The organism is Roseburia porci (genome assembly GCF_009695765.1).
In the GTDB taxonomy this organism is placed as follows: domain Bacteria; phylum Bacillota; class Clostridia; order Lachnospirales; family Lachnospiraceae; genus Roseburia; species Roseburia porci.
On the sequence record NZ_VUNI01000004.1, the window covers coordinates 159,398 to 168,616 of the forward strand.

8 protein-coding genes are annotated in these 9,219 nt (G+C 41.6%); all 8 read left to right on the plus strand.

Annotation, left to right across the window (positions count from 1 at the left end; translation table 11 throughout):
• The first annotated feature begins 28 nt into the window (after positions 1-28).
• Positions 29-1,420 carry an asparagine--tRNA ligase gene (asnS, locus tag FYJ75_RS04190; RefSeq protein ID WP_154429145.1) on the plus strand — a complete coding sequence of 464 codons (1,392 nt, stop codon included), beginning with the start codon at positions 29-31 and terminating at the stop codon, positions 1,418-1,420.
• A 95-nt stretch (positions 1,421-1,515) separates the two neighbouring features.
• On the plus strand, positions 1,516-1,896 hold the full coding sequence (locus FYJ75_RS04195) for a TIGR04086 family membrane protein (protein ID WP_195838937.1): 381 nt from the start codon (positions 1,516-1,518) through the stop codon (positions 1,894-1,896).
• 103 nt (positions 1,897-1,999) lie between these two features.
• A complete protein-coding gene (gene scfA / locus FYJ75_RS04200) occupies positions 2,000-2,143 on the plus strand; it encodes a six-cysteine ranthipeptide SCIFF (RefSeq protein WP_154429149.1) in 144 nt (47 codons plus the stop codon).
• 99 nt (positions 2,144-2,242) lie between these two features.
• On the plus strand, positions 2,243-3,598 hold the full coding sequence (gene scfB / locus FYJ75_RS04205) for a thioether cross-link-forming SCIFF peptide maturase (protein WP_328596856.1): 1,356 nt from the start codon (positions 2,243-2,245) through the stop codon (positions 3,596-3,598).
• A gap of 20 nt (positions 3,599-3,618) precedes the next feature.
• Entirely contained in the window at positions 3,619-5,883 is a 2,265-nt protein-coding gene (gene secD / locus FYJ75_RS04210) for a protein translocase subunit SecD (protein WP_154429153.1), read from the plus strand.
• Positions 5,884-6,052: 169 nt separating this feature from the next.
• The gene (locus FYJ75_RS04215; protein WP_331467436.1) at positions 6,053-6,346 is read left to right on the plus strand and encodes a DUF1294 domain-containing protein; all 294 of its coding nucleotides are present in this window, start codon (positions 6,053-6,055) and stop codon (positions 6,344-6,346) included.
• A 126-nt stretch (positions 6,347-6,472) separates the two neighbouring features.
• A complete protein-coding gene (gene glyA / locus FYJ75_RS04220; protein ID WP_154429155.1) occupies positions 6,473-7,720 on the plus strand; it encodes a serine hydroxymethyltransferase in 1,248 nt (415 codons plus the stop codon).
• Positions 7,721-7,749: 29 nt separating this feature from the next.
• Positions 7,750-8,958: a glycosyltransferase gene (locus FYJ75_RS04225; protein ID WP_154429157.1), complete on the plus strand. Its 1,209-nt coding sequence runs from the start codon at positions 7,750-7,752 to the stop codon at positions 8,956-8,958.
• Positions 8,959-9,219: the final 261 nt, after the last annotated feature.

Genomic DNA, 9,219 nt, shown 5'->3' on the forward strand with positions numbered 1-9,219 from the left:
GAAATGAATCATTTTGGAGGAAATGAAGATGGAATTAACAAATATCAGAGATATCTTCCGCAATCAGAAGAAATTCGAAAACCAGAAGATTACAATCGGAGGCTGGGTAAGAAGCAACCGTAATTCTAAGAATTTTGGATTTATCGTTGTAAATGACGGTACATTTTTTGAGCCGATCCAGGTTGTATATGCAGATGGACTGGAGAATTATGCAGAGATCCAGAAGATCAATGTAGGAGCTGCAATCATCGTTACCGGTGAACTGGTTCCGACTCCAGAATCGAAGCAGCCGTTTGAAATCCAGGCGGAAAAAGTAGAGATCGAAGGTGCTTCCACACCGGATTATCCGCTTCAGAAAAAACGTCACACTTTTGAGTATTTAAGAACAATCTCACATCTGAGACCGAGAACAAACACATTTGAGGCCGTATTCCGTGTACGTTCCTTATGTGCATATGCAATTCATAAGTTTTTCCAGGAGAGAGACTTTGTATATGTGCACACTCCACTGATTACAGGAAGTGATTGTGAAGGCGCGGGTGAGATGTTCCAGGTAACAACCATGGATCTGAACAATGTTCCAAAGACAGCCGATGGAAAAGTGGATTATACACAGGATTTCTTTGGAAAGCCGACGAATCTTACGGTGTCCGGTCAGTTAAATGGTGAGACTTATGCAATGGCATTTAAAAATATTTACACGTTTGGACCGACTTTCCGTGCGGAGAATTCCAACACAACACGTCATGCGGCAGAGTTCTGGATGATCGAGCCGGAGATCGCATTTGCGGATCTTGAGGACGATATGATTCTTGCTGAGAGCATGTTAAAATATGTAATCAATTACGTACTGGAAAATGCACCGGAAGAAATGGCATTTTTTAATAATTTTGTAGATAAAGGACTGTTAGACCGTCTGCACAATGTTGTAAACAATGACTTTGCAAGAGTTACTTACACAGAGGCAGTCGAAATCCTTTCCAAACACAATGATAAATTTGATTATAAGGTATCCTGGGGATGCGATCTTCAGACAGAGCATGAGCGTTATCTGACAGAACAGATCTACAAACGTCCGGTATTTGTAACGGATTATCCAAAGGAGATTAAAGCCTTCTATATGAAGATGAACGAGGATGGAAAGACCGTTGCAGCAGTTGACTGCCTTGTTCCTGGAATTGGCGAGATTATTGGTGGAAGCCAGAGAGAGGACGATTATGATAAGCTTCTTGAACGTATCAATGAACTTGGACTGAAAGAAGAGGACTATAAATTCTATCTGGATCTTCGTAAATACGGATCCGCAAGACATGCAGGATTCGGACTTGGTTTTGAGAGATGCGTAATGTATCTGACAGGAATGGGCAATATCCGTGATGTCATTCCGTTCCCAAGAACAGTAAATAACTGCGAGTTATAAAGAATCATAGAATATGTGCAGAATCTCCCGCATAAGATATACCAATGATCCGGTCAGATGACGGCTGGAGAGGTGTGCTTTGCGGGAGAATGCATATGGAAAGACAGGAAAAGCGAAAAAAGCCGGGGAAAATGTTAGCGATTGCAGTCGTACTGATGATTGCAGTCAGTGCAATGTTACTTTTTATTCTTTCGGTTGTCATGTATAAGATGGCGCTTGGAAAGAATGTCGCAGAGATCGTTATTATACTGGTGTATGTAATTGCTGGAGTAATCGGTGGATTCCTTATGGGACGATATATGAGAGAACGCAGATTCCTGTGGGGGCTTGTAGCTGGTGCGGCGTATTTTTTCGTACTTCTTGCGATTTCACTTGCAGTAGGCGGAGGCCAGATGAAGGATATGATGCAGATGTTTATTACAATGATCCTTTGTCTTGCATCTTCGATGATCGGAGGAATGATCGCTCCGGGATGATTTTTCAAAAAGTCCTTTCCATATAGGAAGTGCTGTGATATAATACAGAAGATAGGCGGATTTTAGCGTTCCGTCAATAGATGAAGAAAAGGAGAGATTCTTAATGAAACACGTAAAGACATTAAATACAAGAAAATTACAGAACACAATCAAAAAAGGTGGATGTGGCGAGTGCCAGACATCTTGCCAGTCAGCATGCAAAACTTCCTGCACAGTAGGAAACCAGACATGTGAGCAGTGCAAATAATTTTTGCATCAATTACATAAAGTATGATTCAAACGACCGTTCGCGATGCGTGCGGTCATTTGTTCGTTAATGAAAAGTAGAGAAAGAGAGGATATTATAGTGGTTCATCAATATAAGAACAACGGCTATGATATTGTTTTAGATGTTAACAGCGGCGCCATTCATGTGGTAGATGATGTAACTTATGATGTCATCGGAATGTTTGAGGAGCATTCTGCCGGGGAAATTATTGCAGCTTTAAAAGACCGTTATCCGGAAACAGAGATCAAAGAGGCAATTGAAGAAGTTCAGACATTGAAAGACAACGGAGATCTTTTTACAGAGGACTCCTATGAAACATATATTACAGATTTTAAAAAGCGTCCAACAGTTGTAAAGGCACTTTGCTTACATATTGCGCATGATTGTAATCTTGCCTGCCAGTACTGCTTTGCAGAGGAAGGTGAATATCATGGAAGAAGAGCATTGATGTCTTATGAGACCGGTAAACAGGCACTGGATTTCCTTGTTGCCAATTCCGGTAACAGACGTAATCTGGAAGTGGATTTCTTCGGTGGAGAACCACTGATGAATTTCGATGTTGTAAAGCAGTTGGTTGCATACGGAAGAGAGATTGAGAAGACACAGGACAAGCATTTCCGTTTTACACTGACAACGAACGGCGTACTTTTGAATGATGATATTATGGAATTTGCCAATAAGGAAATGGACAATGTCGTACTCAGTATTGACGGAAGAAAAGAAGTCAATGACCGTATGCGTCCATTCCGAAAAGGCGCTGGAAGCTACGATCTGATCGTTCCAAAATTCCAGAAATTTGCAGACAGCCGTAATCAGGAAAAATATTACGTGCGTGGTACTTTTACACATTACAATACAGATTTTTCCAACGATGTACTGCATCTGGCTGATCTTGGTTTTAAACAGATCTCTGTGGAACCGGTTGTTGCACAGGAGACCGATCCTTATGCGATTCAGGAAGCAGATCTTCCACAGCTCTTTGAAGAGTATGACAAGCTTGCCGCAGAGATGGTAAAACGTCATGGAACCGATAAGGACTTTAATTTCTTCCATTTCATGATTGATCTGGAAGGTGGACCATGTGTGGCAAAACGTTTATCCGGATGTGGATCAGGGACAGAGTATCTTGCTGTAACTCCATGGGGTGATCTTTATCCTTGCCATCAGTTTGTTGGAAATGAAGATTTCCTGATGGGCAATGTATGGGATGGAGTACAGAAAACTGAGATCCGTGATGAGTTCAAATGCTGTAACGTTTACGCAAAAGAAAAATGCAGAAAATGTTTCGCAAGATTCTATTGCAGCGGCGGATGTGCAGCAAACTCTTACAATTTCCATGGAAATATTCTGGATGCCTATGATATTGGCTGCGAATTACAGAGAAAACGCGTGGAATGCGCGATTATGATAAAAGCCGCAGAGGCAGAAGAATAAAGATAGGAAGGTAAAAAACAATGAAAAAGAGTAAAGGCGTTGTTATCCTCGTTGTTATCCTGGCCTGCTTAGTTGGACTCGGATATTACGCTTCGACCATTCTTTCCGCAACGGAAAATGGTAAGGATAAAAACTCAATCAAGCTTGGTCTTGATCTCTCGGGTGGTGTATCAATTACATACCAGATCGATGATAAGAATCCTTCACAGGAGGACATCGATGACACAATTTCCAAATTGGAAGAGCGTGCCCAGAACTATAGTACAGAGTATTCTGTTTATCAGGTAGGGGATGACCGTATCACGGTTGAAATTCCTGGTGTAACAGATGCAAACGCAGTATTGGAGGACCTGGGAAGCCCAGGATCACTTTACATTATTAAAGAGCATGATGCGGATGGTAATGCAAACTACAGCTATGACAGTTCATCCAAGAGCTTTAAACTGAATTATGATGTTCAGGATCTGATTGATAATGGTTCCGTTATCCTCACTGGTACCGATATTGAATCGGCAGAGGCTGTTTATCAGTCAGACAGTGCAACAGGAAGCAAGGAACCGGTTGTAAGCTTTTCACTGACAGATGATGGCGCAAAGATTTTTGCAGATGCCACAACAGAGGCAGCAGCTTCCGGCGACAGCATCGGAATTTATTACGATGATCATTTCGTAAGCGTTCCAACCGTAAAAAGTGCAATCACTGACGGAGCTGGTGTAATTGAGGGAATGGGTTCTTATGATGAAGCCAAAGAACTTGCAACATTTATCCGTATCGGTGCAATCAACCTGAAATTATCCGAACTGGAATCCAGCGTTGTAGGAGCTTCTCTTGGAAGCCAGGCACTTGCAACCAGTGTGAAGGCTGGTGTGATTGGTCTTGCACTTGTTATGCTTTTCATGATCGTAATGTACAGTATCTCAGGTGTGGCAGCATCTATCGCACTTGGTATTTATATTACACTTACGATCGCATTCATTTACTTATTTGAGATTACACTGACATTGCCTGGTATCGCGGGTATTATCCTTGGTATCGGTATGGCGGTTGATGCAAACGTTATTATATTTGCGCGAATCCGTGAGGAGATCACAAAGGGCAAAACAGTTCGTCTTGCGATTGAGGAAGGTTATAAAAAGGCATTATCTGCCATCGTGGATGGTAATGTAACGACCTTTATTGCGGCACTTGTCCTGATGCTTCTTGGATCAGGTACGGTAAAGGGATTTGCATATACACTGATGATTTCTATTATCCTGTCTATGTTCAGTGCACTCTTTATCACAAGAACACTGATGCGTGCAATGTATGCAGTAGGAGTTCGCTCTGAAAAATTCTACGGCAGAGCAAAAGAAAGAAAAGCAATCAACTTTATCAAATACAGATTTGTATATTTTGCAATTTCACTTGTTGTAATCGGTGCTGGTATTGTCGGAATGATCGGATATCATGCATCTACAGGAAGAGCTTTGAATTACAGTCTGGAGTTTGTTGGTGGTACATCAACAACTGCTGATTTTGGCAAGGAATATACAATTGACGAGATCGAGTCTGAGATTGTTCCGGAGATTGAGAAGATTACCGGAGATTCTGCGATCCAGGCAACAACAGTTGATGAGAGCACCAACATTGTGATCAAGACAAGAACTCTGGATCTTGACGAACGTCAGGAGATGGAACAGGTGCTGGCAGACAAGTTTAACGTAGATAAGACAACAATCACATCACAGAGTATCAGCTCAACAATCAGTGGCGAGATGAAACGTGATGCGGTATCAGCGGTTATTGTTGCATGTATTTTCATGTTGCTTTATATCTGGTTCCGATTCAAAGATATCCGCTTTGCAAGCAGTGCAATCATTGCTTTAGTACATGACGTTCTTGTTGTACTTACCGCATATGCGCTGATCCGTATTTCGGTTGGTGGAACATTTATTGCCTGCATGCTTACTATCGTAGGTTATTCCGTCAACGATACTATCGTTATCTTTGACCGAATTCGTGAAAATCTGCGCGGTACGAATAAGCTGACACAGGAAAATCTGACAGAGATTGCAAATAAATCACTGACACAGACGATGGCACGAAGCATCAATACTTCGATTACAACATTAATCACGGTAATCGTGCTTTATATTCTTGGAGTTGCTTCAATCCGTGAATTTGCACTGCCACTGATGATCGGTCTGATCTCCGGTGCATATTCATCTATCTTTATTGCAACTGAGCTGTGGTTTATTATGAAACTTCATCTTGGCAAGAACAGAATTGTAAAAAAAGAAAAATAATCAGGCAGATTATTTCTCAGACAGCCGCATCCATATCCGATGCGGCTGTTGTTTTATTTTATGAAATTAGGGGGCATAATAGGCACTGCTTTGTGTAATTTGCTAAATCAAAAATTAAAAGTCACCTTTTGGCACCTTAATCTTTATAGAAAAAAGGAGGAAAATACAAATGGAGATGCTTACAGTGGCATTTTTGTATGTCGTTATTATGAACATCGTAGGAGTTATGATGATGGGAATTGACAAATCACGGGCGAAAAGACATGCATGGCGGATTCCGGAGAAAACATTGTTTCTGATCAGTCTGCTCGGTGGAAGTGTTGGCAGTCTGGCTGGCATGTACCTGTTCCGGCACAAAACGAAACATATGAAATTCGTGATTGGAATGCCTTTGATTTTATTGATTCAGATTGTGGTTCTTACATATTTATATTTCAAATGGAGAGTGGCTCCTTATGGATGATATAAGAAAATGTTATAACAGAACATAATTAATTAAATTGCATTATAAATTCAGTTTGTATATAATGATAGCAAATTTAGTCTGACAATTTAATCAGATCGTGAGAGAAAAGGAGTTAAGAAGCCTATGTACACATTAGAAGATATTCAGAAAACAGATCCGGAAATTGCCGGAGCAATTACAGATGAATTTAACCGACAGAACAGTCATATTGAGCTGATCGCTTCTGAGAACTGGGTAAGTCCTGCAGTGATGTCTGCAATGGGAAGTATCCTCACAAACAAATATGCAGAAGGGTATCCGGGAAGAAGATATTACGGAGGCTGTGAGTGTGTAGATGTTGTTGAGAATCTTGCAAGAGACCGTGCAAAAGAATTATTTGGCTGTGAGTATGTCAATGTACAGCCACATTCTGGTGCACAGGCCAATATGGCAGTACAGTTTGCAATTTTAAAACCAGGCGATACGATTATGGGAATGAACCTGGATCACGGCGGACATCTGACACATGGATCACCGGTCAATTTCTCAGGTACATACTTCAAGGTTGTTCCTTATGGTGTAAACGATCAGGGATTCATTGATTATGATGAGGTAATGCGTCTGGCAATGGAATGCAGACCTAAGATGATCATTGCAGGTGCATCTGCATATGCAAGAACGATCGATTTTAAAAAGTTCAGAGAAATCGCAGATGCATGCGGTGCTGTACTTATGGTTGACATGGCACACATTGCAGGTCTTGTAGCAGCCGGCCTTCATCCAAGTCCAATTCCATATGCGGATGTTGTTACAACAACAACACATAAGACATTGCGTGGACCACGTGGCGGAATGATCTTATGCAGCCAGGAAGTTGCGGATAAATATAATTTCAACAAAGCTATCTTCCCGGGAATTCAGGGTGGACCGCTCATGCATGTGATCGCCGGAAAAGCGGTATGCTTTAAAGAAGCTCTTCAGCCGGAATTCAAAGAATATCAGAAACAGATCGTGAAAAACGCACAGGCACTGTGTAATGGGCTTATGAACAGAGGCGTTAAGATCGTATCTGGTGGTACGGACAATCATCTGATGTTAGTTGACCTTACCAACTTTGGCCTGACTGGAAAAGCCATCGAAAAACTGTTGGATTCAGCCAATATTACAGCAAATAAGAATACAATTCCGAATGACCCTCAGAAACCATTTGTAACAAGCGGTATCCGTCTTGGAACACCGGCAGCAACATCCAGAGGATTAAAAGAGGATGATTTCGATCAGGTCGCAGAGGCAATCGCAATGCTGATCAAGGAAGGTGAGCCGGCTGTAGAGAAGGCAAAAGCCATCGTTAAAACATTGACAGATAAATATCCTTTAGATCCGATGCACTAATTGTCCAGAAGAAAGGTTTGACATAGAAAATGGGAAAAATAACAAAAATAATTGTTATGAACGGCGGCGTGGAAACGTTGGACTATTTCTCAGAGCAGATGGCAGAGACATGGAGAAACATGGGAATATCCGTTTTTGTGTTTCAGTTACACAATGTAAAGGACTCGGTTAAACGTGTAAGGAAGTTCATAAAACCGGGGCATACGATACTGGTTACCTTTAATTTTGAAGGTCTTGAGCGGGAAGAGGGAATTTATAGCCCGGACATGGGATATGTCTGGCAGGAATATCAGATTCCATGTTATAACATTGCAGCAGATCATCCGTATTTCTATGATAACAGACTCCGGGAGCTTCTCAGTGATGAGAAGCTTCAACCGGGGCTTCTTCGGAATTATCATCATTTGAGCATAGACCGGAATCATCAGAAGTATTTCCAGGAATTTTATCCGGAATTTGATGATGCCGGTTTTTTGCCGCTTGCGGGAAGCTGCTATCCGGAATCTGAGGAGAAAACCGAGGCGGGAACAGTGGATGTGATTTTTACCGGGAATTACACGGAACCTGCTTTTTTTGAAAAGAATATCCACTGGATTAACGAGGAATATGCTGCATTTTATCAGGGAATCATTGATGAACTGATCCTTCATCCGGAGTGGACAGTCGAAGCGGTAGAACTTTCACACTGTGAACGTGAGATGGGTGCAAATTCACCGGAGGATTTAAGACCTGCTTTACATAAAATGATCTTTATTGATCTGTATTTACGGAATTTTTTCCGTGGAAAAATTGTTGCGGAAGTATGCGATGCAGGAATTCCGGTAACCGTGATCGGAAAAGGCTGGGAGAAGCTTGCATTAACGCATAAAGAGAATCTTACGATCCTTCCACAGACAGATTCAAAAGCCTGTCTTCGGGCACTGACAACGGCAAAAGTATCTTTAAATGTGATGCCGTGGTTTAAGGATGGAGCGCATGACCGTGTGTTTAATTCCATTTTAAACGGTGCGGTATGCGTGTCGGATCGAAGCGGGTATCTTTGTGAGGAACTTCCGGAGGGTTACGGCGTCTGCTATTATGATCTGAATCATCCGGAGGAGGCAGTGGAGAAAATCAGACTGCTGTTGTCGGAGGATGAGCGAAGAAAGCAGATATTAGAGGCTGGCAGAACCTTAACTGAAAAAGGGCATACATGGGAACAACGGGCAGAACAATTACTTCAGATGGCAGGAATATAAAATTAAGAGAAGGTTAATCTTAACTATAGTAAATCACAATAATTGAATGATATTATATACACAAAGGCAAAAGTCGGAAACCGGAGGTTTTCGGATTTTGGCCGAAACTGTTAAATACACGATATTTTAAAGAAGGTAGTGTCAAATAAGATATGAAAAAACTGAGTTAAAAAATTAGGCTCAGATGAACCTTGAAAATTGTAGATATTAGAGGTTGTGGCAGACGTCCGCCACCCTTGACAGCACGAAAAAGAACTGCTG

Coding starts and splice junctions, on each gene's coding strand:
- FYJ75_RS04195 (WP_195838937.1), top strand. CDS start 1,516: ATGGAAAGACAGGAAAAGCGAAAAAAGCCGGGGAAAATGTTAGCGATT.
- secD (WP_154429153.1), top strand. CDS start 3,619: ATGAAAAAGAGTAAAGGCGTTGTTATCCTCGTTGTTATCCTGGCCTGC.
- FYJ75_RS04225 (WP_154429157.1), top strand. CDS start 7,750: ATGGGAAAAATAACAAAAATAATTGTTATGAACGGCGGCGTGGAAACG.
- glyA (WP_154429155.1), top strand. CDS start 6,473: ATGTACACATTAGAAGATATTCAGAAAACAGATCCGGAAATTGCCGGA.
- scfA (WP_154429149.1), top strand. CDS start 2,000: ATGAAACACGTAAAGACATTAAATACAAGAAAATTACAGAACACAATC.
- asnS (WP_154429145.1), top strand. CDS start 29: ATGGAATTAACAAATATCAGAGATATCTTCCGCAATCAGAAGAAATTC.
- FYJ75_RS04215 (WP_331467436.1), top strand. CDS start 6,053: ATGGAGATGCTTACAGTGGCATTTTTGTATGTCGTTATTATGAACATC.